The organism is Pseudomonas nicosulfuronedens, from assembly GCF_005877905.1.
GTDB classification, from domain to species: Bacteria; Pseudomonadota; Gammaproteobacteria; order Pseudomonadales; family Pseudomonadaceae; genus Pseudomonas; species Pseudomonas nicosulfuronedens.
This window is the reverse complement of the sequence record NZ_SWDV01000022.1, coordinates 1-23,970: the sequence shown is the minus strand read 5'-3', so window position 1 is coordinate 23,970 and position 23,970 is coordinate 1. Positions and strand designations below refer to the sequence as shown.

At 64.1% G+C, this 23,970-nt stretch carries 21 protein-coding genes; 5 read left to right on the top strand and 16 right to left on the bottom strand.

What is annotated here, in order from left to right; genetic code table 11:
• Window positions 1-5: 5 nt before the first annotated feature.
• Together FAS41_RS17070 and FAS41_RS17065 are read right to left on the bottom strand one after the other, a co-directional pair.
• A complete protein-coding gene (locus FAS41_RS17070) occupies window positions 6-1,073 on the bottom strand; it encodes a hypothetical protein (RefSeq protein WP_138524316.1) in 1,068 nt (355 codons plus the stop codon).
• Window positions 1,070-2,092 (bottom strand): hypothetical protein, encoded by a 1,023-nt coding sequence (locus FAS41_RS17065; RefSeq protein WP_138524314.1) that lies wholly within the window; start codon window positions 2,090-2,092, stop codon window positions 1,070-1,072. Before FAS41_RS17065 ends, FAS41_RS17070 begins: the two co-directional genes overlap by 4 nt.
• A gap of 179 nt (window positions 2,093-2,271) precedes the next feature.
• Between FAS41_RS17065 and FAS41_RS17060 the strand changes: the two genes are divergently transcribed.
• Entirely contained in the window at window positions 2,272-3,648 is a 1,377-nt protein-coding gene (locus FAS41_RS17060) for a DUF2868 domain-containing protein (RefSeq protein WP_138524312.1), read from the top strand.
• The gene (locus tag FAS41_RS17055) at window positions 3,641-5,014 is read left to right on the top strand and encodes a GTPase/DUF3482 domain-containing protein (protein ID WP_138524310.1); all 1,374 of its coding nucleotides are present in this window, start codon (window positions 3,641-3,643) and stop codon (window positions 5,012-5,014) included. The genes FAS41_RS17060 and FAS41_RS17055 overlap by 8 nt, the downstream gene beginning before the upstream one ends.
• Window positions 5,015-5,099: 85 nt before the next feature.
• On the opposite strand, the gene FAS41_RS17050 is transcribed toward FAS41_RS17055, so the two are convergent.
• Window positions 5,100-5,567, bottom strand: coding sequence for a metallophosphoesterase family protein (locus FAS41_RS17050; RefSeq protein WP_138524308.1), 468 nt, complete (start codon window positions 5,565-5,567; stop codon window positions 5,100-5,102).
• A gap of 48 nt (window positions 5,568-5,615) precedes the next feature.
• Complete coding sequence (locus tag FAS41_RS17045) at window positions 5,616-7,007, bottom strand: nucleobase:cation symporter-2 family protein (protein WP_138524306.1); 1,392 nt, start codon at window positions 7,005-7,007, stop codon at window positions 5,616-5,618.
• A 269-nt stretch (window positions 7,008-7,276) separates the two neighbouring features.
• On the opposite strand from FAS41_RS17045, the gene FAS41_RS17040 reads away from it, so the two are divergent.
• Window positions 7,277-7,732: a pilin gene (locus FAS41_RS17040; RefSeq protein ID WP_138524304.1), complete on the top strand. Its 456-nt coding sequence runs from the start codon at window positions 7,277-7,279 to the stop codon at window positions 7,730-7,732.
• Between the two features lie 66 nt (window positions 7,733-7,798).
• On the opposite strand, the gene ilvD is transcribed toward FAS41_RS17040, so the two are convergent.
• Window positions 7,799-9,637, bottom strand: a complete 1,839-nt coding sequence (ilvD, locus tag FAS41_RS17035) for a dihydroxy-acid dehydratase (protein ID WP_138524302.1) — start codon at window positions 9,635-9,637, stop codon at window positions 7,799-7,801.
• Window positions 9,638-10,002: 365 nt separating this feature from the next.
• Here ilvD and FAS41_RS17030 point away from each other — a divergent pair, with 365 nt between their 5' ends.
• Entirely contained in the window at window positions 10,003-10,317 is a 315-nt protein-coding gene (locus tag FAS41_RS17030) for a hypothetical protein (protein ID WP_138524300.1), read from the top strand.
• Window positions 10,318-10,449: 132 nt separating this feature from the next.
• On the opposite strand, the gene FAS41_RS17025 is transcribed toward FAS41_RS17030, so the two are convergent.
• Window positions 10,450-11,646: a class I SAM-dependent rRNA methyltransferase gene (locus FAS41_RS17025; RefSeq protein WP_138524298.1), complete on the bottom strand. Its 1,197-nt coding sequence runs from the start codon at window positions 11,644-11,646 to the stop codon at window positions 10,450-10,452.
• Window positions 11,647-11,734: 88 nt separating this feature from the next.
• Window positions 11,735-12,274: a type 1 glutamine amidotransferase domain-containing protein gene (locus tag FAS41_RS17020; RefSeq protein WP_138524296.1), complete on the bottom strand. Its 540-nt coding sequence runs from the start codon at window positions 12,272-12,274 to the stop codon at window positions 11,735-11,737.
• A gap of 193 nt (window positions 12,275-12,467) precedes the next feature.
• On the opposite strand from FAS41_RS17020, the gene FAS41_RS17015 reads away from it, so the two are divergent.
• A complete protein-coding gene (locus tag FAS41_RS17015; RefSeq protein WP_138524469.1) occupies window positions 12,468-13,292 on the top strand; it encodes an HDOD domain-containing protein in 825 nt (274 codons plus the stop codon).
• Between the two features lie 119 nt (window positions 13,293-13,411).
• Here the strand turns inward: FAS41_RS17015 and FAS41_RS17010 are convergent, their stop codons facing one another.
• From FAS41_RS17010 to FAS41_RS31050, 9 genes are all read right to left on the bottom strand, one after another.
• Window positions 13,412-15,310, bottom strand: coding sequence for a beta-ketoacyl synthase (locus FAS41_RS17010; RefSeq protein WP_138524294.1), 1,899 nt, complete (start codon window positions 15,308-15,310; stop codon window positions 13,412-13,414).
• A 265-nt stretch (window positions 15,311-15,575) separates the two neighbouring features.
• Entirely contained in the window at window positions 15,576-16,508 is a 933-nt protein-coding gene (gene arcC, locus FAS41_RS17005; protein ID WP_138524292.1) for a carbamate kinase, read from the bottom strand.
• 69 nt (window positions 16,509-16,577) lie between these two features.
• The gene (locus tag FAS41_RS17000) at window positions 16,578-17,588 is read right to left on the bottom strand and encodes an ornithine carbamoyltransferase (protein WP_045215705.1); all 1,011 of its coding nucleotides are present in this window, start codon (window positions 17,586-17,588) and stop codon (window positions 16,578-16,580) included.
• 141 nt (window positions 17,589-17,729) lie between these two features.
• A complete protein-coding gene (arcA, locus tag FAS41_RS16995; protein ID WP_138524290.1) occupies window positions 17,730-18,986 on the bottom strand; it encodes an arginine deiminase in 1,257 nt (418 codons plus the stop codon).
• A 16-nt stretch (window positions 18,987-19,002) separates the two neighbouring features.
• A complete protein-coding gene (gene arcD, locus FAS41_RS16990) occupies window positions 19,003-20,454 on the bottom strand; it encodes an arginine-ornithine antiporter (RefSeq protein ID WP_138524287.1) in 1,452 nt (483 codons plus the stop codon).
• Window positions 20,455-21,121: 667 nt separating this feature from the next.
• Window positions 21,122-21,541, bottom strand: a complete 420-nt coding sequence (locus tag FAS41_RS16985) for a GtrA family protein (protein ID WP_138524285.1) — start codon at window positions 21,539-21,541, stop codon at window positions 21,122-21,124.
• Entirely contained in the window at window positions 21,538-22,833 is a 1,296-nt protein-coding gene (locus FAS41_RS16980) for an NAD(P)/FAD-dependent oxidoreductase (RefSeq protein ID WP_138524283.1), read from the bottom strand. Before FAS41_RS16980 ends, FAS41_RS16985 begins: the two co-directional genes overlap by 4 nt.
• Entirely contained in the window at window positions 22,833-23,768 is a 936-nt protein-coding gene (locus tag FAS41_RS16975) for an NAD-dependent epimerase/dehydratase family protein (RefSeq protein WP_138524281.1), read from the bottom strand. Before FAS41_RS16975 ends, FAS41_RS16980 begins: the two co-directional genes overlap by 1 nt.
• Window positions 23,769-23,781: 13 nt before the next feature.
• A partial coding sequence (locus FAS41_RS31050; RefSeq protein ID WP_218939116.1) for a hypothetical protein occupies window positions 23,782-23,970 on the bottom strand: 189 nt, incomplete at its 5' end.

Here is a 23,970-nt window from a genome sequence, read left to right as displayed (position 1 = left end):
GAACATCAGTGGGAACTCCCATTGCCAGAGGATACCAGCCGCTCGCCTTCGGTGGGGCCGGCGGCTGGCGGAACGCGCATGAAGAAGGTGCCGTCTTCGTTGACCTGGGTGATGCCGGTGGAGAGCACCTTGCGATAGTCCTTGAGGTTGAAGGCCAGCGTCTGGTCCGGGCGTTCGGCCTTGAGCAGCACCTGGGAGTAGGTGATGAGAATCTCGAAGATCTTCAGGTCGCCCGACTGCAGCCAGATGTACGACTGCCCGGCCTGGCGCGGTGGCTCGAAGGCCAACGAAGCGGCTCCGGGCTTGGGCGCGAACTTCAGGTGCAGGCCCTTGGCGTCCAGCCAGCTGGATTCCACCCGGCCATCGATGCCCACCAGCGGGAAGACCTGGTGGTAGTTCAGGTGCATCACGTTGTCCTGCAGCACCGCACCGGGGCGCTCAAGCGTCACCAGCGAATCCAGGCGCAGGCCCACCAGGCTCATGGCGCCGTAGCTGGGCACGCCGAGCACTTTCACGCTGTCGGGCTGGTAGTCGAGGTTGTCGCCGTCGAGCTTCACCGTGCCGGAGAGCCGCAGCGGCAGCCAGGGCCCGACGCCCAGCGGCTGCACCTCACCGGCCACCAGCAGGCGGTCGCCCTCGATGCTCAGTCTGAAGTCGCGCAGCATGGTTTCCGGGTAGGCGAGGATGTGCTGGTTGAACAGGTTGGCGAGCTGTACCGGGCTGAGGATCACCTCGCCCTCGGAGACGTTGATGCGCATGTCCTGCGGGCGGTCGAAGTCGATCGGCTCGCCGGCCTTGAGCGGCACCAGCCAGCCTTTGAGCTGCGGGCTGTGGAAGCCGATGTTGCCCTGGAAGTACATGTCCACGTTGTTCAGCAGGATGCCCACGCCGTCCTGGCCGGAATCGCGCAGCCCACCCGGCCGATTGGCCTTGAAGTCCGGCGCTGGCGGCGTCTGCTGGAACCAGCCCTGGCGCAGCACGCCCAGTTCGCGTTGCTGCTTGTCGATGGCGCTCTCGGCGACGGCCTGACCGGTCAGCGCGAGGCAGAGCAGGGAAGCGAGGAGGGTTCTCATAGGGCTTTCTCCTCCGGGGCGGGCGCCTTCACCGGCGAGACCGCGATGTGCACCATGCCGTCCTCGCGCAGGCGGATTTCGCCGTATTGCAGCTGGCGGCGGTAGTCGTAGAGGTTGAACAGCAGGGGCGCGTCGGGACTCAGGCTGGTGAACAGTGCGTAGGCCTTCACCAGGATGGTCCGCGCCATCTTGATGTCGCCGCCCTCGATGAACATGTAGCTCTGCGGCGCCTTCAACTGCGGCCATTTCAGCTCAGCCAGGTCGCTGCCCAGCAGCAGGTCCATGCCGCCGTCGGCGAGCTTCAGGCTGCTGACGGTGAAGTCCAGGCGCGGCGGCGGGAACAGGCCGTCGAGGTCGACCAGGATGCGGTTGCCGATCAGCTGCATGTGCGCCGTATGCAGTTGCAGCACCTCGGACATCTCGATGGAGGCTGCGGTCAGCGAGGGCGTGACGTCCACGTTGTCGACGAAGATTCGCTGCGGCACCAGTGCCACCTTCAGCGGCCCGGCCTGCTCGATCCCGGTGATCATCCGCAGCGGTCGCCAGCGCCCCTTGCGCAGCAGTTCGCCGTGGACTTCCTGGCCGTTGGCGCGGGTGCTGAGCCTGAGGTTGCGTACCGGCGCATTGGCGTTGCGCAGCTCCTCGTTGAGCAGACTGGCGAGGGTGGCGTCGGCGACGAAGATATCCCCGGCCTGGATGCGCGCGACCATCGACTTCGGGTCGTCGAGCATCAACGGCGTACCGCTGCCTGCCACCGGGCTCATCTGGATCAGCATCTTGCGGATGAAGAAGCCGATGTCGTCGTGCAGGCGGAAGTCGGTCTGGCTGATCCATAGTTGCGAGGTGTTGCTGGCGGACTGCCGGGCGCTGACGTCGGCGCCCAGCACGCGCGGCGGCACCGCTTGCATCAGCGGGGTGTCCGGGCCCCAGTCGGAAGGCCGCACCGGGGGAGTTTCCACCGCCGTCGCGCTGGCGGCGGCGAACAGCAGGGGCAAGGCACTGAGCAGCGAGCGCAGCATGGCGAGGCCTCATTGTTGTTTTTATAGGGGCAGTGCTATCGGCTGAGTCTGAGCCCGCCCGCGCCCGGCGAGAGCCCTTCCTTGGTTTGGTTGACGATACCGGGTGTTACCGGCGGCGCCGGGACGCCACGGCGAGCAGCGGTTATCCTTGCTGGCGAATACCGATTGTCGGAGAACCCGTGAGCGAGTCCGCCCTCCAATCCCTGTGGCTGTGCGAGGCCGTGCGCCTGCGCGAGGAACAGGTCGGTCCCCTGGAAGACAGCGAGGCCAATCGCCGCGCCATCGTTGGCGGTGGCGACCTCGCGCAGCGCCTGCAGCATCGCGCCCTGCTGCTGGCTGAGCGCGATGGCCAGCGTGCCGCCTTGCGCACCTGGACGCAGGGTGCGCGCCTGTCGATCTACCTGCTGCTGGCGCTGGCGCTGTTCACCGGCGGCGGCCTGGCCTTCGCCGCGCTGGGTGACGGCCAGCGCCCGGTGAATGTGTTCTGGGCCCTGGCCAGCCTGCTTGGCCTGCACCTGATTACCCTGATCGGCTGGGCCCTGGCTTTCTTCGCCGGCGGCGAGGCGGCTGGTGCACTTGGCCGCCTGTGGCTGTGGCTGAGCGGCAAGCTTGCCCGCGATGCCCACGCCGCCCAGCTGGCGCCCGCGCTGCTGGTGCTGCTCGATCGGCAGAAGCTCACGCGTTGGGCGCTCGGCCTGCTGGTCCACGGCCTGTGGTTCGTTGCATTGACCAGCGCGCTGGGCGTGATGCTGGCGCTGCTGGCGACGCGGCGCTATGGCTTCGTCTGGGAAACCACCATCCTCGGCGGCGACACTTTCATCGCGCTGACCCACGGCCTCGGCGCGTTGCCCTCGCTGCTCGGCTTCCCGCAGCCGGATTCGGAGCTGGTGCGCGCCAGCGGCGATGCCCTGGTGGCCAGTGAGAATGCGCGACACGCCTGGGCCGGCTGGCTGGTAGGCATCCTGCTGGTCTATGGCGTGCTGTTGCGCGGCGCGCTCTGGCTGCTCTGCCTGTGGCAGTGGAAGCGTGGGCGTGCGCAGTTGGCGCTGGATGTCTCGCTGCCCGGCTACGCCTTGCTGCGCGAACGGCTGATGCCGGCCAGCGAGCGCCTGGGTGTCAGCGATGCCGCGCCGGACGAACTGATCGAACCGCAGGCGCAGGTGCCGGCGTCCGCTGCCGATGGCGCGTTGCTGGTCTCCATCGAGCTGCTGGACCGGCCCAACTGGCCGCCAAAGCTGCCGGACAGCATCGCCAATGCCGGCGACCTCGACGATGGCGCGCAACGCCGCCGCTTGTTGGAACAGCTCACCCGCTACCCGCCGGCGCGCCTGGTGATCGCCTGCGACCCGCGCCGCTCACCGGACCGCGGCACCCTGGCGCTGATTGCCGAGCTTTCTCGCTGCGCGGCCTCGACCCGCGTCTGGCTGTTGCAGGCTCCGGCCGGTGAAGCCCTGGACGCCGAGCGCCTGGGCGACTGGCACGCCGGCATCGACCGGCTGCAACTGCCGCACACCTCGGCATCACCGCTGGGCTGGCTGGAGACCGGGCATGACTGATGCGCTGAAACTGGCCGTGGTCGGCCATACCAACGTCGGCAAGACCTCCCTGCTGCGCACCCTGACACGCGATGTCGGCTTTGGTGAAGTCTCCCATCGCCCCAGCACCACGCGACATGTGGAAGGCGCGCGGTTGTCGGTGGACGGCGAGCCGTTGCTGGAGCTTTACGACACTCCCGGCCTGGAGGACGCCATCGCCCTGCGCGATTTTCTCGACGGTCTGGAGCGCCCCGGCGAACGCCTGGATGGCCCGGAGAAGCTGCGCCGCTTCCTCGACGGCAGCGAGGCTCGCGGCCGATTCGAGCAGGAAGCCAAGGTGCTGCGCCAGTTGCTCGCGTCCGATGCTGGCCTCTACGTGATCGATGCCCGCGAACCGGTGCTGGCCAAGTACCGCGATGAACTGGCCGTACTCGCCGCCTGTGCGCGTCCGCTGCTGCCGGTGCTGAACTTCGTCGCCAGCCCGCAGCACCGCGAGGAGCAGTGGCGCGAGGCACTGTCCCGTCTCGGTCTGCACGCGCTGGTGCGTTTCGACAGCGTGGCGCCGCCGCTGGATGGCGAGCGGCGCCTGTACGAAAGCCTGGCTCTGCTGCTGGAGCGTGCACGCCCGCAACTGGATCGGCTGGTCGCCGATCACGAGGCCCAGGTCGTGGCTCGCCGCGAGGCTGGGGCACGACTGATCGCCGAACTGCTGGTGGATGTCGCCGCCTGCCGCCAACTGGTTCCCGCCGGTGATGCGGCCGTGCGTGCCGCCACCGAGACGCTGCGCAGTCAGGTGCGCAAGCGCGAAGACACCTGCGTGAAGGCGCTGCTCAGTCTCTATGCCTTCCGCAAGGACGATGTCCGTGCGGCCGACCTGCCGTTGCTGGACGGGCGCTGGGGCGACGATCTGTTCAACCCGGAGACCCTGCGCCAACTGGGCATTCGCCTGGGGGGCGGAGTGGCGGCCGGCGCGGCGGCGGGGGCGGGGATCGACCTGCTGGTCGGCGGCCTGGCCCTCGGCGCGGCCACCGCGCTGGGCGCCATCGCTGGCGGCGCCTGGCAGACCGTCGGCCATTACGGCCAGCGCCTGCTGGGCAAGCTCAAGGGCAGCCGCGAGCTTTCGGTGGATGACAGCGTGCTGCGCTTGCTGGCGCTGCGGCAGCGGCAACTGCTGGCGGCCTTGCAGACGCGCGGGCATGCGGCGGTGGAGGCGATTCAGGTGCAATCGCCCGAAGACAAGCAATGGCGCGAGGGCAAGCTGCCCGAGGCGCTGCGCAAGGCGCGGGCGCATCCGGAGTGGTCGAGCCTCAATGGTCGCCGACGCAGCGAAAAAACCGAGCGGCAGGAAGCAGTGGCGCAGTTGGCGATCCAGTTGCTCGAACCGTAGGCACGGTGCGGCGGCGGTTCGCGAGCAAGCTCGCTCCTACAGGGGCGCCGCTCTTTTGTAGGCGCGAGCTTGCTCGCGAACGCTCTCAGACGAGCGAAACCATCTCCACCCTTGGCTGCCCGTCGACAATATCCAGAATCGCCAACGCAATCGGCAGCTTGAACCGCCGCGGCCCAGCGCTGCCCGGATTCAGGTACAGCACCCCGTTGCGAACCTCGTTCAGCGGCTTGTGCGAATGCCCCGCCAGCACCACGTCGATGCCCTCGGCGGCTGGATCGACGGCCAGTTGCTTGAGGTCATGAATCAGGTACAGCCGCAGCCCACCCAGCTCCAGCTGCAACGTTTCCGCCAGCGCGGCGGCCCAGTCGTCGGTGTCATTATTGCCACGCACCACCTCCAGCGGTGCCAGTGCGCGCAGCTGATCCAGCAGTGCGGCCGGGCCGATGTCGCCCAGGTGCAGGATGCGCTCGCAGCCTTGCAGCGCCGCCAGCGCTTCGGGGCGCAGCAGGCCGTGGGTGTCGGCGATGACGCCGATGCGCAGGGAAGTGGTCATCAGGGGAGCATAAACGACGACGCCACCCGAGGGTGGCGTCGTGGCGGCTCAGCCGTTGTGCGAGGCCTTGGCGGCGTCGGACTCGGGCAGGAACCAGTTCAGCAGCAGGGCGCAGATGCCGCCGGTGGCGACGCCGGATTCCAGCACGTTGCGGATCGCGTGGGGCATGTGCGCGAGGAACTCCGGCACCTGGGAGATGCCCAGGCCCAGCGCGAGGCTGACGGCGATGATCAGCAGTGCTCGGCGGTCCAGGTGAGTACCGGCGAGGATGTTGATGCCGGAGGCGGCGACCGCGCCGAACATCACCATCACCGCGCCGCCGAGCACCGGCTCCGGCACGGCCTGGATCACCCCGGCGACGCTGGGGAACAGGCCCAGCACGATGAGCATCGCAGCGATCCACAGGCCGACGTGGCGGCTGGCCACGCCGGTCAGCTGGATCACGCCGTTGTTCTGTGCGAACACCGAGCTGGGGAAGGTGTTGAACAGGCCGGCCAGCAGCGAGTTGGCGCCATTCACCAGCACGCCGCCCTTGATGCGCTGCATCCACAGCGGGCCTTCGACCGGTTGCTTGGAAATCTTGCTGGTGGCGGTGACGTCGCCAATGGCTTCCAGCGAGGTCACCAGGTAGATCACCAGCATCGGGATGAACAGGCTCCAGGAGAAGCCCAGGCCGAAGTGCAGCGGCACCGGGACCTGGAAGGCCGGCGCTTCGTGCATGCCGGTGAAGTCCAGGCGGCCCAGGTAGCCGGCCAGCGCGTAGCCCACGGCCAGGGCGATGACGATGGCGCCGCTGCGCATCCACACCACCGGGATGCGGTTGAGGATGACGATGATCGCCAGCACCAGGCCCGACAGCATCAGGTTCTCGCCGTTGGCGAAGGTGCCGTTGGCCATGGCGGAGAAGCCGCCGCCCATGCTGATCAGGCCGACCTTGATCAGGGTGAGACCGATCATCAGCACCACGATGCCGGTGACCAGTGGGGTGATCAGACGCTTCACGAAGGGCAGGATGCGCGACACGCCCATCTCCACGAAGGAGCCGGCCATGACCACGCCGAAGATCGCCGCCATCACCGCTTCCACCGGGGTGCCGTTCTTCACCATCAGCGCACCGCCGGCGATCAGCGGGCCGACGAAGTTGAAGCTGGTGCCCTGGACGATCAGGAGGCCCGCGCCGAACGGCCCGAAGCGCTTGCACTGGACGAAGGTGGCGATGCCGGAGATCACCAGCGACATCGACACGATGAGGTTGGTGTCGCGCGGCGACACGCCCAGCGCCTGGCAGATCAGCAGGCCGGGGGTGACGATCGGCACGATGATCGCCAGCAGGTGCTGCAGCGCCGCGAGCAGGGCGATCGGCAGGGCGGGGCGGTCTTCCAGGCCATAGACCAGGTCGGGCTGGTCCTTGGCGGCGGACGGGTTCTCGAGGGAGCTCATGGGCGGCGGTCCGGGAAAAAAGAGCGCGATTTTACTGGCCCAAGGCGGGATCGCACAGTGCCATGAGGCAAGGAGGGATGAATGGGGAAGCCCGAGTTCCTACGACGCCTCTGTGCAGCGGCACTCGGGATGCTTTCGGCCTGGAAAAAACTGCCGAATTTTCAACAGGGTGCGCGGACGCGTCTGAGTGTGCGGGCCCGCTGGCGTGGCTTCACTGGAATGCATCCGGAGCCATTCGCGCTTCCGGCTCAATCCAGAAGGATACGAAGATGCGCAAACAGCAGGGCTTTACCTTGATCGAGTTGATGATCGTGGTGGCGATCATCGGGATTCTGGCTTCGGTTTCCTTGCCACTGTATTCGGATTACTCGTCGCGCTCGAAGGCGGCAGCGGCGATGGCGGAACTGTCCGCCGTGAAAACGTCTGTGGGGCTTTGCGTGACGGAAACGGGAAAGTCGGATGAGTGTGATAAGGGGACATATGGCATTCCCGCAACTGTCGCGACTGATAACGTCATTTCCTATGACGTCACGAAAGGGATTGTCAAAACAACGATTAGTGCGACCAATGCAGCTGGCAACAATCTCGAAATGACGATGACTCCGGAAATCAAGCCGGGTGCTGCCAATATCACTTGGAAAGTGGAGGGTTCGATCTGCGATGCCGACCGTGGAATCAAGCCTGGGACCGGCGGTTGCGCCAAGTCCGCTGCGAAGGAGGGCTGATACTCAGCCTTCAGCGCGTACAAAAAAGCCCGGCATTCGCCGGGCTTTTTCACGTCACCACCAGACTCAACCGTCCAGCAGCGACTTGTCGCGTACCGCGCCCTTGTCGGCGCTGGTGGCCAGCAGGGCGTAGGCCTTCAGCGCAGTGCTCACCTTGCGAGCACGCGGTTGAGCCGGCTTCCAGCCCTTCTTGTCCTGCTCGGCGCGGCGGGTGGCCAGTTCTTCATCACTGACCAGAAGGTTGATGCTGCGGTTGGGGATGTCAATCAGCACCTTGTCGCCGTCCTGCACCAGGCCGATGGCGCCGCCCGCGGCCGCTTCCGGCGAGGCGTGGCCGATGGACAGGCCCGAGGTACCGCCGGAGAAGCGGCCGTCGGTGAGCAGGGCACAGTCCTTGCCCAGGCCCTTGGACTTCAGGTAGCTGGTCGGGTACAGCATTTCCTGCATGCCCGGGCCGCCCTTCGGGCCTTCGTAGCGGATGATCACGATGTCGCCCGGCTTCACTTCGTCGGCGAGGATGCCCTTCACGGCGCCGTCCTGGCTTTCGAAGATCTTCGCGCGGCCTTCGAACACGTGGATGGATTCGTCCACGCCAGCGGTCTTCACCACGCAGCCGTCGAGGGCGATGTTGCCGTACAGCACGGCCAGACCGCCTTCCTGGGAGTAGGCATGCTCGACACTGCGGATGCAGCCTTCGGCGCGGTCATCGTCCAGGGTATCCCAGCGGGTGCTCTGGCTGAACGCCACCTGGGTCGGGATGCCGGCGGGGCCGGCCTTGAAGAAGGTGTGGACCTTCTCGTCCTGGGTCTGGGTGATGTCCCACTGGGCGATGGCGTCGGCCATGCTCGGGCTGTGCACGGTCGGCACGTCGGTGTGCAGCAGGCCGCCACGGGCCAGCTCGCCGAGGATGGAGAAGATGCCACCGGCGCGGTGCACGTCTTCCATGTGGTACTTCTGGATGTTCGGCGCCACCTTGCACAGCTGCGGCACCTTGCGCGACAGGCGATCGATGTCGCGCAGGTCGAAGGCGATCTCCGCCTCTTGGGCGGCGGCCAGCAGGTGCAGGATGGTGTTGGTCGAACCGCCCATGGCGATGTCCAGGGTCATGGCGTTCTCGAACGCCTTGAAGCTGGCGACATTGCGCGGCAGCACGGACTCGTCGCCTTCGCCGTAGTAGCGCTGGCACAGCTCCACCGCCAGGCGGCCGGCGCGCAGGAACAGTTGTTCGCGGTCGGAGTGGGTCGCCAGGGTGGAACCGTTGCCCGGCAGCGACAGGCCCAGAGCCTCGGTCAGGCAGTTCATCGAGTTGGCGGTGAACATGCCGGAGCAGGAGCCGCAGGTCGGGCACGCGCTGCGTTCGTATTCGGCGACTTTCTCGTCGGAGCAGGAGTCGTCGGCGGCGACCACCATGGCATCCACCAGGTCCAGGCCGTGGTTGGCCAGCTTGGTCTTGCCGGCTTCCATCGGGCCGCCGGAGACGAACACCACCGGGATGTTCAGGCGCAGGGCGGCCATCAGCATGCCGGGGGTGATCTTGTCGCAGTTGGAGATGCAGACGATGGCGTCGGCGCAGTGGGCGTTGACCATGTATTCCACGGAGTCGGCGATGATCTCGCGCGACGGCAGGGAATAGAGCATGCCGTCATGGCCCATGGCGATGCCGTCGTCCACGGCGATGGTGTTGAATTCCTTGGCCACGCCGCCGTGTTTTTCGATCTCGCGGGCGACCAGCTGGCCCAGGTCCTTCAGGTGTACGTGGCCGGGCACGAACTGGGTGAAGGAGTTGGCGATGGCGATGATCGGCTTCTTGAAGTCTTCGTCCTTCATCCCGGTGGCACGCCAGAGGGCGCGGGCGCCGGCCATGTTGCGGCCGTGGGTGGAGGTTTTCGAGCGGTAATCGGGCATGACAGGTTCCTGCGCATCAGGTCGCGGTGGGAGTCGATCCGGGTCTTCTGTGCGGCGGCGTACAGCGGGTAGGGCTGGCCGGCGAGACCTTGAGCAAACTCTAAGTCGTATCGTGAGCGCGGTACGCACCGGATGCAAACAGCAGATGGCCTTGCATGGGCGAAGTCGGCGCGGGGCTTGGCGGGGTCACCGCCTGCTCGGCCGGGGCTCACAGGCCCGCCGGGGGATAAATGGCAGGAATGAGCCGGATTCTACGCCGGCCCTTGCCGCCAGGGAAAGGCTGGCGGTCGGCACAAGCCATAGACTTTCGCCGTCCCGGCGTGGTCAGAATGGCCATCGACGCTTTTCGGTACTGGAGCAACCCCATGAAAGTCATCCCCATCGCCCTGCTGGCCGCCGTCTTTGCCGGTAGCGTGCAGGCATCGTCCGACGCTGCCTGGCAGGCGCAGGACAAGCTGCAGCGTGAAGCCTGCCTGGCGCTGAGCCATCTGCAGAACAAGAAGGTGCTGGGCGCGCCGGTGCTGTTCGACGACAGCGTGGGCTACACGGCGCTGATGATCGGCGGGCGCTACCCGCAGAAGCACATGCAGGGCAAACAGGGCCGCGAGCTGTGCCTGTTCCAGCGCAGCACCGGCAAGGCGGTGATCAGCGAGGCGGATTCGTTGATGCCGATGAAGTGAGGCGTCATTGCCGCCCGTAGGGCGCATAACGCCTCAAGCGTTATCCGCCATCCGCCGCCTCGGATTCAGAGACGGCGGATAAAGCGTTCCACTTTATGCGCCCTACGTTGCGTAAGGCGCGGCAGGAGCTTGTTAGCCGTTGGGCAGCAGGCGCACGGTCAGGCTCTTGATGTAGCGGGTTTCCGGGATTGCCAGGTGGACCGGGTGGTCCGGGCCCTGGCCGCCGCGCTCGAGCAGCTGGATGTTGCGGTCCAGGTGACGGGCGCTGCCCAGCAGGATGTTCTGCAGGTCGTCCTCGGGCAGGTGCATCGAGCAGGAGGCGCTGACCAGCACGCCGTCCTTGGACAGCAGGCGCATGGCCTGTTCGTTGAGGCGGCGGTAGGCGGCTTCACCGTTCTTCAGGTCCTTCTTGCGCTTGATGAAGGCGGGCGGGTCGGCCACGATCACGTCGAAGCGCTCGTCGGCGGCCTTCAGCTCGCGCAGGGCATCGAACACGTCGCCTTCCACGCAGGCCACTTTCTCAGCCAGGCCGTTGAGGGTGGCGTTGCGCTCCACGCCGTCGAGGGCGAAGCCGGAGGCGTCCACGCACATCACTTCGCTGGCGCCGAAGGCTGCGGCCTGGATGCCCCAGCCGCCGATGTAGCTGAACAGGTCGAGTACGCGCTTGCCCTGCACATAGGGCTGCAGGCGGGCGCGGTTCATGCGGTGGTCGTAGAACCAGCCGGTCTTCTGCCCGGCCAGTACCGGAGCTTCGAACTTCACGCCGTTCTCTTCCAGGGCGACCCATTCCGGGACCTCGCCGTAGGCGTTCTCGACGTAGCGCTCCAGGCCTTCTGCATCACGGGCGCTGGAGTCGTTCTTCCACAGCACGGCGCTGGGCTTGAGTACCTGCAGCAGGGCGGCGAGCACGTCGTCGCGGTGCTTCTCCATGGTCGCCGAGGCGATCTGGACCACCAGTACGTCACCGAAACGGTCCACTACCAGGCCTGGCAGCAGGTCGGAGTCTCCGTAGACCAGGCGGTAGAAGGGCTTGTCGAACAGACGGTCGCGCAGGCTCAGGGCGACGTTCAGGCGGTGAACCAGCAGGGATTTGTCGAGAACGTGCTTGGTGTCACGGGAAATCAGGCGGGCGCAGATGAGGTTGTTCGGGCTCATCGCGACGATGCCCAGCGGCTTGCCGTTGGCCATTTCGAGGATGGCCTGTTCGCCGGCGCCGAATCCGTTCAGCGGGGTGGCGGCGACGTCCACCTCGTTGCTGTAGACCCACAGGTGGCCGGCGCGCAGGCGGCGCTCGGCGTTGGCTTTCAGACGCAGGCTGGGCAGGGTCATGGGGAAGGGCTCCGGCAAAAAGAGCGGGATTATAGCGCAGCAGCGTGCGCCGCCGGAGCGCGGCGCACGGGCTTTTGATAGGCGGCGCTCAGGCGGCCAGGGTTTCGATCAGTTGCTTGTTGAAGGCGGGAATATCGTCGGGCTTGCGGCTGCTGATGAGCAGTCCGTCCTTGACCACCTGGCGGTCGACCCAATGGCCACCGGCGTTGTTGATGTCGTCCTTGAGCGAGTTCCAGCTGGTCAGGGTCTTGCCCTTGACCAGCCCGGCAGAGACCAGCAGCCAGGCGCCATGGCAGATCACTGCGATGGGTTTGTCCGCCTCGGCGGCCTTGCGCACGATTTCCTGGGCCTTGGGCAGGTTGCGGATCTGGTCGGCGTTGATCACTCCACCGGGCAGCAGCACGGCGTCGAAGTCGTCGACGCGGGCGGTCTCGAAGGTGCCGTCGACCTTGAAGTTGTCCGCCGGCTGGTCGTGGTTCCAGCCGCGTACCTTGTCCTTGCTATCGGAGAGGATTTTCACCTCGGCGCCGGCTTCCTTCAGTGCATCGCGAGGGCCGGTCAGCTCTATCTGCTCGAAGCCGTCGGTGACCAGGATCGCGATGGTCTTGCCTTTGAGTGTCTGGCTCATGGCTTGTCTCCCATTTCTTCCGCTTGGGTGTAAAGGTTCCGACACATCAGCCGATGAAAGTTCAGTCTAAAACGGCAGTTCCAGAACGCTCCGCTCTGGGTAAACTGTGCGCCCCGTCAACTTCTTCAGCCCGCCCTCCATGTCCCCAGAACTCTCCGCCGAACAGATCCGTCAGGCCCTGCAGGGCATCAGCGTGCCGCCGCAGCCGCAGATCATGGTTGATCTGCAGATGGAGCAGTTCATGCCCAACCCGGACCTGAAGGCGATCGCCAAGCTGATCAGCCAGGACCCGGGACTGTCCGGCGCGTTGCTGAAGCTGGTGAACTCGCCATTCTTCGGCCTGGCCAACCGCATCACTTCGATCCAGCGTGCGGTGAACCTGCTGGGCAGCCGGTCGGTGATCAACCTGATCAACGCCCAGTCGATCAAGGGCGAAATGACCGATGCCACCATCGTCACCCTCAACCGCTTCTGGGACACGGCCCAGGACGTGGCCATGAGCTGCCTGACCCTGGCCAAGCGCATCGGCTACGAGTCGGTGGACGAGGCCTATGCGCTGGGGTTGTTCCATAACTGCGGCATCCCGCTGATGCTCAAGCGCTTCCCGCACTACATGTCGGTGCTGGAGGAGGCCTACGCCAGCGCGAGCGATGAGCGTCGCGTGGTGGACACCGAGAATCGCGTGCTGAACACCAACCATGCAGTGGTCGGCTACTTCACCGCGCGTTCCTGGCGCCTGCCGGAGCACGTCTGCGAGGCCATCGCCAACCACCACAATGCGCTGTCGATCTTCAGCGAGGACAACTGTCGCGATACCCAGCTGAAGAACCTGCTGGCGATTCTCAAGATGGCCGAGCACATCTGTGGCTCGTACCGCGTACTGGGCAACCAGGACGAGGACCACGAATGGGAGAGCGTGCGCGCGCTGGTGCTGGATTACGTCGGGCTCAGCGAATATGACTTCGAGAACCTCAAGGCGAGCATTCTCGAATTGGGCGTGGGGCAGGGTACCTACTGACCTGCGGTGCTTGGTCTGATGGGTATCGCTGCGCTCCACGCCATCCTACGGTCACGGAGTCATGTGTCAGGTATGAAAAAGCCGGGCATCTGCCCGGCTTTTTCGTTCAACGTCGGCGATCAGTCGAGCATGTCGCTGAAGCGTTGGTCCTTCTTGTAGGCAATGGTCTGGCTGAAGCCGGGGACCTGGATGCCACGGTCGCTGATCTCGATGGCCTGCTCGTCGATCATGTCGTTGCCGAAGTTGTAGATGATGTCGAAGCGGCCCTGGGTCGCGGCCTCGTCGTACTGGCGGGCGGCAGCGCGGACGGTTTCGCGGCGGCCCTGGTAGTCGGCGAAGGCCGCGTCGCCGTGGCGCTTGCGCAACATCTTTTCGGTGATGGCTGGGGACAGCAGCACGCCGGTGGCGTTGTTGCCGCCGAAGCCCTTGGAATTGATGAAGCAGACCTCCAGGTCGTCGCGGCGCACGTCGCTGTTGGACAGGGCGATGTGGTCCTTGAAGACGTCGTCGGCGAACTTGTCCACGGTCTTGATGCCGGGGATGACGCCGTAGCGGAAGGTACCCAGGGCGGAGATCATCTGATCGGCGCTGGCGGTAGCCAGGGAGTGGCCGACGAAGGCTTTCACCGCGGTGACCGGCCAGCCTTCGATGCCAAAGGCGGTGGCGACGCGGTCGAGGATTTCCGATTCGGTGACACGGTTGGCCGGGGTGCTGGAGCCGTGGGCATGGACGAAGCTGTGCTGGCGCACGCTCTTCTCGCCAACGATCTGCGCGGCGGCGGCCACGGCCTTGGCCATGGTCAGGTAGTTGCCCGGGCCGGGAGCGGAGATGGATTTCTTGAAGCCATCGGCGTTGATGAACACGTCCGGCACCGAGCCGTGGATATCGGCGCCCAGCTCCAGGGCCAGGGCGTCGTCCATCAGCACCACGTATTGCGCGGACTCGGCCAGGGAGAAGCCGCAGTTGTCGCCGAACGGGCGGCTGGCGCGGCGGAAGTCGACGTCGTCGCGGCCTTCGATGTGGCGCAGGCCTTCCTCGGTGGCCAGCGCGCCCATGGCGGCGTAGCCCTCGATGATCTCGGAAGTGATCGGCGCTTCGGCGTTGCCGACGATGGCGACGCGGGCCTGCCCGGTGGTGATGACGTCGATGCCCTTCTGCAGGTTATACAGGAAGGTGGCGCAGGCTCCAGTGACGCTGCCAGTCATGCCGACGCTGCCCAGCACGTAGGCGTTGATGAAGTCGGTGGGCATGCTGTTGAAGCCCAGCGGCAGCTGTTTGGCCGACACACGGTGGCCGCGCAGGCGCGATTGCAGCAGGCCGCCGAAGCCGTTCTCGTCCAGCTGGCTCATGATGCTGCTGGAGAACACGGCGATTTCGTCAGGCTGTACGGCGTTGCAGATGGTCTGCCAGTCGAGGCCGGTGGAGCGTACCGCGTCGGTGGCGGCGACCACGGACATCTGCAGGCCACGCGGGTGGAAGCGCGAGTTGTACAGCTCGCTCGGCTCGAAGCCGGTGGGCAGCTGGCCGGCGGACTTCACCGGCAGCGCACGGTAGCTGTCGACCTTGAATTCGCAGCTGTCATGCAGGGTGACGCGGACCTCGCCGCCTTCGAGTTCTTCCACCGACCAGTTGGTTGGCAGAGGTTCGGGCAGTTGCTTGCGCAGGGTGATGAAGGTCACCGGAGCACCGGCTGCGCTGACGGTCAGGCTCTTGTGGCAGTGCGCGGCGTCGACATCGAGGTATTGCAGTTCGATGCGGCGGATCAGGGTGGACTGGCGAATCTGCTGCTCGAAGCGCTGCTCGATGGCGGCCAGATCGAGGCTATTGCCTTCGGCGTCCTGGTACTTGCCGTCGACGACCTTGACCAGTTTCATCATCACCGCGAGGCCGGCGAGGGTTTCCTGGCGGGCAGCGGGCTCCATGGATTCGAGGACAGTACGGCGGAACCCATGGTGGAAGGAACTGCGGCCTGCCGCGTTATATCCACCAAAACCAACGATGACCGGTAGTCGAGACATCTCTCGGAAACTCCTTCAGCAAATGCATCTTGCGCGCCGGACGGCGGTGGCCCATGGAGGGGCAGCCCGGTGGCACAAAGCCAGGCGTGGCTTCTAGTGATTCGGAATGCTTTAGCTGACGAGGATGATGACCGCCGAGTCACGCTCGCGCCAGGAATTGTCGGAAGAAGGCGACGAGTTTCCAGGCAGATCGCGCCGGGGCCCTGAACGAAAACGGGAGCCTTGAGGGCTCCCGTTTCGATAGTGCCTTTGCTGAGGGCAGGGCTTAGCGGTACTCGATACCAGCTTTCTTGGTGCTGACTCGGGTGCCGGACTCGCCCTTGGTGATGGCCACGATGTTTTCCAGCGAGCCAATCACCGCGTCCTTGCCAGTGTTGCGGGCGAACTCCATGGCGGCCTGGACTTTCGGTCCCATGGAGCCGGCGGCGAAGCCGAGGCGTTCCAGTTCGTCCGGGTGGGCCTGGGCGATAGCCTTCTGGGTCGGTTTGCCCCAGTCGATGTAGGCTGCGTCCACGTCGGTGGCGATGATCAGGATGTCAGCCGACAGTTCCTGGGCCAGCAGCGAGGAGCACAGGTCCTTGTCGATTACCGCTTCGACGCCGGAGAGTTTCTTGCCGGACTCGTCGTACATGGTCGGGATACCGCCACCACCTGCGCAGATGACGATGGTGCCTTTCTCCAGCAACCACTTGACCGGGCGGATCTCGAAGATGCGCTTCGGACGGGGGCTTGCGACCACGCGGCGGAACTTGTCGCCGTCCGGAGCGATGCTCCAGCCCTTCTCCTTGGCGAGGGCTTCGGCCTCTTCCTTGGAGTAGACCGGGCCGATGGGCTTGGTCGGGTTCTGGAAGGCCGGGTCCTTGGAGTCGACCTCGACCTGGGTGAGCAGGGTGGCGAACGGCACTTCGAACGGCAGCAGGTTGCCCATTTCCTGTTCGATCATGTAGCCGATCATGCCTTCGGTCTCGGCGCCGAGAACGTCCAGCGGATAGGGGCTGACCTTCTCGTAGGCCGCGCCCTGCAGGGCCAGCAGGCCAACCTGCGGGCCGTTGCCGTGGGCAATCACCAGTTCGTTGCCCGGGGCAACCTTGGCAATCTGTTCGGCAGCGATCCGTACGTTGGTGCGCTGGTTGTCGGCAGTCATGGGCTCGCCACGACGCAGCAGGGCATTACCGCCCAATGCGACGACGATACGCATATTCATTTCCTCCGAAAGAGTGGGAGCGCCCGGACCGGCGATGTTGTCGCGGTCCGGGGCTGTCCGGCATTACATGTCGGCGAGGGTCGAAACGAGGATTGCCTTGATGGTGTGCATGCGGTTTTCCGCTTGCTCGAAGGCAATGTTGTACGGGGATTCGAAGACGTCTTCGGTCACTTCGATGCCGTTCTTCAGGTTCGGGTACTTGGCGGCGATTTCCTTGCCGACCTTGGTCTCGCTGTTGTGGAAGGCGGGCAGGCAGTGCATGAACTTCACGCGCGGGTTGCCGGCGGCCTTCATCATGTCCATGTTGACCTGGTAGGGCAGCAGTTCATTGATGCGCTCGCCCCAGGCTTCCACCGGCTCACCCATGGAAACCCAGACGTCGGTGTGGATGAAGTCCACGCCCTTGACGGCAACTTTCGGGTCTTCGGTGATGGTGATGCGCGCGCCGCTTTCTTCAGCGAACTTCTTGCAGGCGGCGACGTGTTCGTCGGTCGGCCACAGTTCTTTCGGTGCAGCGATGCGCACGTCCATGCCCAGTTTGGCGCCGATCAGCAGCAGGGAGTTACCCATGTTGTTGCGGGCGTCACCCAGGTAGGCGTAGCTGATGTCGTGCAGCGGCTTGTCGCTGTGCTCACGCATGGTCAGCACGTCGGCCAGCATCTGGGTCGGGTGGTATTCGTCGGTGAGGCCGTTGAACACCGGTACGCCGGCGAACTTCGCCAGTTCTTCGACGATTTCCTGCTTGAAGCCACGGTATTCGATGGCGTCGTACATGCGGCCGAGAACGCGGGCGGTGTCCTTCATCGATTCCTTGTGGCCGATCTGCGAGGAGTTCGGGTCGATGTAGGTGACGTTGGCGCCCTGGTCATAGGCGGCGACTTCGAAGGCGCAGCGGGTGCGGGTCGAGGTCTTTTCGAAGATCAGCGCAATGTTGTTGCCTTTCAGGTGTTGCTGCTCGGTACCGGTGTACTTGGCGCGCTTCAGGTCGCGGGACAGGTCGAGCAGGTAGCGCAACTCGCGAGTGCTGTGGTGCATCAGGCTGAGCAGGTTGCGGTTGTGCATATTGAAAGCCATGTTCGTTCTCCTTGTGGGATGGAAAGCTAGGCCTCGTCAGTACAGCTCGTGGCTGGCGGGGCAGGCGGCCCTGGCTAGGGCCGCCTTTTTCAGATCAATGCGCTCTGTTGGAGGTAGTCGCGTTCTTGGCGTGACCGTAGATCAATAGTCGATCGGGTCGCGAATGATCGGGCAGGTCATGCAGTGACCGCCGCCACGGCCCCGGCCCAGTTCGCCGGCGCTGATGGTGATGACTTCCACACCAGCCTTGCGCAGCAGGGTGTTGGTGTAGGTGTTGCGGTCATAACCAACCACCACGCCCGGTTCCAGGCAGACCACGTTGTTACCGTCGTCCCACTGCTCGCGCTCGGCAGCGAAGCTGTTGCCGCCGGTTTCGACGACGCGCAGTTTCTTCAGGCCCAGGCTCTCGGCGACCACGGTCATGAAGTCCTTCTCTTCGCGCTGGACGTTGATGCCGTAGGGGCTCTTCTCGTCCGGGCGCAGGGTGAAGGCAACGATCTCTTTCACCACTTCCGGGAAGACGGTGACCAGGTCGCGGTCGCAGAAGGTGAAGACGGTGTCCAGGTGCATTGCGGCGCGGGATTTCGGCAGGCCGGCGACGATGACTTTCTCGGCAGCACCCTTGGCGAACAGAGCCTGGGCTACCTGGCCGATGGCCTGGCGGGAGGAGCGCTCACCCATGCCGATCAGGACGACACCGTTGCCGATGGGCATTACGTCACCGCCCTCGAGGGTGGACATGCCGTGGTCCTTGTCCGGATCGCCGTACCAGACTTCGAATTCGGCGTTGGTGAATTCCGGGTGGAACTTGTAGATCGCGGTGGTCAGCAGGGTTTCCTGACGTCGCGCCGGCCAGTACATCGGGTTCAGGGTCACGCCGCCGTAGATCCAGCAGGTGGTGTCACGGGTGAACTGGGTGTTGGGCAGCGGCGGCAGCAGGAAGCTGGAGTGGCCCAGGTAGTCGCGGTACATCTTCAGCGCTTTCGCACCTTCGCTTTCCGGGATGTCATCGGAGGCCACGCCGCCAATGAGGAATTCCGCCAGCTTGCGAGGTTCCAGGCTTTCCAGCCAGCCACGCAGTTCCTGGGTCAGGCCGACGCCGACGCTGTCATTGGTGATCTTGCGATCGAGGATCCACTTGAGGGCCTCGGGGTTCTGGACGGTCTCGGTCAGCAGGTTGTGCATTTCCAGGACGTCGATACCACGCTCGCGCATCTTGGTGACGAAGTCGAAGTGGTCACGCTTCGCCTGGTTCACCCAGATAACGTCGTCGAACAGCAACTCGTCGCAGTTGCTCGGGGTCAGGCGTTGATGGGCGAGTCCGGGCGAGCAGACCATCACTTTGCGTAGTTTGCCAGCTTCAGAATGGACGCCAAGTTTGGTTTTTTCCGTGCTCATGAGATGTCTCCAGGAGTTACAGAGTGAGGAAGCCGTCGTAGAGGCCATAGGCCGCGATCAGTGCACCGATCACGACTACTGCGAAGATGAGCTTCTCGACATTGGTGAAGATGGGTTGACCCACTTCGTGTTTCGCTTTGGCGAAGAGGATGACGCCGGGCGCATACAGCAGCGCCGACAGCAGCAGGTACTTAAGGCCGCCTGCGTAGATCAGCCACACCGCGTAGAGAACCGAGATACCGGCGATGATCAGGTCTTTGGTGCGGTCGGCCGAGTCGGTCTCGTAGGTCTCGCCCTTGACTGCCAGCAGCAGGCCATAGGCTGCGGACCAGAAGTACGGGATGAGGATCATCGAGGTCGCCAGCAGCAGCATCTTGGTGTACGGGTCCATTTCGCCGTCGGCACCGCCGGAGGTGAAGAACACGATGACCAGGAAGACCTGCACGCAGATGTTGGTGAGCCAGAGGGCGTTCGCCGGCACCTGGTTGGCGTTCTCCTTGCGGAGGAACTCCGGCATGGTGTGGTCCTTGGCGGCGGCGAACATGATCTCGGCGCACAGCAGGACCCAGGAGAGCAGGGCACCCAGCAGGGAGATGAGCAGGCCTACGCTGATCAGGACCGCGCCCCAGTGGCCGACCACATGCTCCAGCACCAGCGCCATCGACGGGTTCTGCAGCTTGGCCAGTTCCGGCTGGGTCATCACGCCCATGGACAGCACGTTCACCAGTACCAGCAGCAGCAGGACGGTGATGAAGCCGATCACGGTGGCCTTACCGACGTCCGAACGTTTTTCCGCACGGGAGGAGAAGATGCTCGCGCCCTCGATGCCGATGAACACCCACACGGTGACCAGCATCATGTTGCGCACCTGGTTCATCACGCTGCCCAGGTCAGGATTGCTCTTGCCCCAGATGTCAGCGGTGAAGATGTCCAGCTTGAAGGCGAACAGGCAGATGAGGATGAACAGGAACAGCGGGACGATCTTCGCCACCGTGGTGATGGTGTTGATGAACGCTGCTTCCTTGATCCCGCGCAGCACCAGGAAGTGCAGGGCCCACAAGAGGATCGACGCGCCGACGATGGCGGCGACGGTGTCGCCCTTGCCGAAGATCGGGAAGAAGTAGCCCAGGGTGCTGAACAGCAGGAGGAAGTAACCGACGTTGCCCAGCCAGGCGCTGATCCAGTAACCCCAGGCCGAAGAGAAGCCCATGTAGTCACCGAAACCAGCCTTGGCGTAGGCGTACACACCACCGTCGAGTTGGGGTTTGCGGTTGGCCAGGGTCTGGAAGACGAATGCCAGGGTCAGCATGCCGACCGCGGTGATGGCCCAACCGATGAGAATGGCGCCGACGTCTGCGCTGGCCGCCATGTTTTGTGGCAGGGAGAAAATGCCCCCGCCGATCATGGAGCCTACGACCAGCGCTGTCAGCGCGCCGAGTCGTAGTTTTTGGCTGCTTTCTTGCGACATTTAAGAATCTCCCTATAGGAAGTTGGAGAGTGAGGCTATTAGGCGCCTGTCCCCGGGGGTCGCCCCTGATTCAGGTCAATAGCTTGCTATCCAATGTATTGGGCAGTACTTCCTGCTCTGCCCACCCCGCATAAACCATAGGAGAGGTTTTGCATTAGCGCCCGATTTAGAGGGGATTTCGTGAAGATTTGAGCGCGGTTTCATGACCGCGGAATGGCAGTCGATTTTGCAGGCCCGCGGCGGGCGCGCCGTTTCGCTTGTTTCGCAGGTGCGCGCAGGCACAGGAGCGCTATGTAGGAAAGTCCTGAGCGAGGGCGTGAGAGGAGGGAATTGGCCGGGGCAGGATCACTGCACCCGGCGATGCGCCTGTCGAATCGAAGGCGCGAGATGGCAAGAAGCCCGAAGGACACCGCCGGGTTCGTGGCCCGGCGGGCGCAACGTGGCGGGCACGTCGCGAGATGTGATGCACAAGGCAATCGCACCCGTGTCGCAGAGCAAGGTGTGTGCCAGAGCTCAAGACTACGTCAGAGCGCTCTGCGACGCTGTTCGCCCTTGGTCGCAGTCGAAGTCGTCGGCGGATTTTTGCTCAAATGTCGCCGCCGTCGGCGGAAATTCCGCCACCTAGGAGAGCATGCGCCGCACCCTGTGAAAGGGGCGTCGCAGGGGGCTATCGCTCCTGCGCCTTCGGGTTGGCGAAGGTGAAGAACTTGTACAGCAGGAAGGTGCCGAACGCGGGAACCGCCAACGAGAGCGCATGTGCCAGGCCGTCGGCGATGGATTCCAGCTCCATATGGCGTAACACGTAGCGGAAGCCCAGGGCAGATACCCAGACCACCGGCATGAAAGCCACGTTGATCAGCAGGAACTCCCGAGCCTGCGCTGCTATCGGCCGGGGCGAGCCCGGAAACACGAAGCGACGATTGAGCAGGAACGCCACGCTGATTCCCACCAGATACGCCAGCAGTACCGACAGCGAGTAGTTCAGCTCCTGGCTCAGGGCGTAGCGGGTACACCAGTTGGCCAGTGCGGCAGTGACGCCCACTCCGATGAACGTCAGGAACTGTCGTGTCAGGAAGTGCCTGATCATTTGGCCGCAGCCTGGATCGCCATCTTGCGTCCGAAGTCGATGCTTTCCGAAATACCGCGATCTTCCGGATAGTAATAAGAAGTATCGGCGGCCCACAGGCCTTCAACCGGAAGCTCCACCGGCGGCAGGTGCTCCAGGTAACCCGGATCGCAGATCGGCTGGGCGTAGCGGTAACGGCTGGCGCGCAGTTCGAGGAAATCGGAGTCGGCCAACTGCGGGTTGATCTTCTGCAGGTAGCGCTTCACCTTATCCAGGAAGGCCTGGTCCGGTTCCTGGAATTTCGGATGCTCGCCCGGCATGTAGAACGGTACATAAACGATGTGCTCATCCAGCGGGCGCAGGTTGCTGTACTCCACGAGCCCAGGGATATCCATGTCCGGATCGTTGGTGTTGAGCCAGAAGTTCTCGGTGACCGCCTTGCGCAGTTTGGCGATGACGCAGACCACAGCGATGTTGTTGACCGAGCCGAAGGCCTTGAGAATGGCCTCGGGCAGGTCCGGCATCAATCGCGGAACATAGGGCATCGGAATGGTGCTGATCACCTTGTCGAAGGTGTGCTGCTCGCCGCCAGCCTCGACACCGCGAATCTTGCCATCCTCCATCACCACTTTGCTCACCGGAGTGGCCAAACGGAACTCACCGCCGTGCTGCTGGATGTAATCCCTCAGGCCGTGCAACAACGTCTCGGAGCCGCCGTCCAGATAGCCCAGCTTTTCCTTGAACAGGCTGTAGCGCGAGCGGCCTATGCGGCGGATACGGCTCCAGATCCAGGCCGCCGAGAGATTACTGGTGTAGTTGTAGAACTTGTAGTCGAACAGCCGACGCCACAGTACTTCATAGGCTTCTGTCCCGACCCAGCGCTTGATCCAGCCCGTGGCTTCGACGTGGTCCAGAGGCTTCCAGTCGTTGCGCTTGGTGGACAGGAAGGCGTGCAGGCCGTAACGGAACTTGGCTATGAGACTCAAGCCGGAGAACTTCAGCAGTGCGATCGGGTTGCCCCAGGGCTGCACCTTGTTCTGGTACCAGTAGCCCATCTTGGTCTCGACCCAGTTCATCCGCTCTGACAGGCCCAGTTCCTCCAGCACCTTGAGGAAGGCGTGATCGGAAATGCAATGGAAGTGGTAATAGCGCTCAATGGACAGACCGCCAAAATCAAAGTGCGCGGTCATGCCGCCGACGCGGTCGTCCGCCTCGAAAATCACCGGGCGGTGGCCGTCCCTGACCAGTTGATAGGCTACCGCCAGGCCCATGGGGCCTGCGCCGAGCACGGCGATGCGTTGATTGTCCTTCATCAGAAATCCAGTACGACCTTGCTATAAGTGGGGTGCTTGAACGTTTGCTCCACGGCCTTGGCGAACGGCGTTGGCTCCACCTTGAAGATGCCGGGCCAGTCGATCACCTCGAATTCGTCGCGGGCCACCAGGGCCTTGAGCTGATCGGCGGTAAAGGGTGGATTCTTGTCGAACAGGGCCCAGACCTTCAGGAGCACGTAGAAGAGCCCGTAGGGGATCTTCAGCAGCATGCACTTGGCGCCAGTGGTGTTGCGAATGGTGCGAATGATGTCGATATAGTCGACTTCTTCCAGACCGGTGATGTTGTAGACCTGGCCGGCAATACGGGACTCGATGCAACTGGCGATGATGCTGCTGAAATCGCCGGCGTACAGGGGTTGGCGCATGTAACGGCCGTTGCCCGGTATCGGGAACACCGGAACCTTCTGCATGAAGCGTGACAGCCAGCCCAGGTGCTTGCGGTCGAACCAGCCGAACATCAGGGTCGGTCGCAGGACGACACAGTTGATGCCGCTCTCCAGGACGATCCGTTCCTGTTCCTTCTTGGTATTGGTGTAGTGGTCATCGGCGACCGACTCTACCACGGAGGAGCTGATGTGGACGGTGTACGGGATCTCGTAGCGCTTGATCAATTCAAGGATGCGTTCGGTCGAGGTGATGTTGTTGCGCACGAACGGCTCCGGATTCGGATCACCGATCTGCGCCTGAAGCATCACGACGGTGTCGGCGCCTTCGAAGTGCTTTTCCCAGTCGCCAGGCGCGGCAAGGTCGGCGTACTCGATGGTCAACTCGGGGTGCAGGCTTCGCAGGATGTCGAGGTTAGCCCGGTGTTTGTCGAGGATGACTAGGTTGGTGTAGCCGCGCTCCTTGAGCTGGGCGACCAGGTTCTGGCCGACCAAGCCGGCTCCGCCGGGGAGGAGAATCTTCCTTTGCATTACTTGAAACACCTCATTGCGATTGCACGACCAGCGCACAAGCGGGATCGTCGGCCACGAGTTTGATCGTAGCGGGAACAGTTGATTTCAGTACGTAGCCGTAGAAGCCAGCATACTTGGCACGGGCATCGATTACCTGGGCTACATCTGGACGAGGGTATCCAGTCAGCGCATAGCCGATGATCGTACCATCTGCGCTGGT